Here is a 264-nt window from a genome sequence, read left to right as displayed (position 1 = left end):
AACCATTCTTTACCATAGAGCAGATAAAGAAGAAATGCGAAAAAGAGGAATTTATTTCCAACAGTGAGGGCTACCACTTTGATGAAAGCAAGTTTGATGATTTCGACACCGCAAAAACGGTTTATATCGGTGCTGGAAAATCGGGATTGTCCTACCGCTTTTATGACAAGGATAAGGAAGTCTGTTCAAAATATAATAAGACACTTGATGAAGTCGGCAGTTGGAAACGGACAGAAATGCAACTGCGTGATGATAAGGCTCATG

Annotated in this window: 1 protein-coding gene; it reads left to right on the top strand. The window is 39.8% G+C overall.

The window, feature by feature from the left end:
* On the top strand, window positions 1-264 hold a 264-nt coding region (locus tag LI241_RS15655), incomplete at both ends, for a replication initiation factor domain-containing protein (RefSeq protein ID WP_227151501.1).

The organism is Longicatena sp. 210702-DFI.1.196, assembly GCF_020563125.1.
GTDB classification, from domain to species: Bacteria; Bacillota_I; Bacilli_A; order Erysipelotrichales; family Erysipelotrichaceae; genus Longicatena; species Longicatena caecimuris.
Note: the sequence above shows the minus strand (reverse complement) of the source record. Positions and strands in the feature narration are given on the sequence as shown.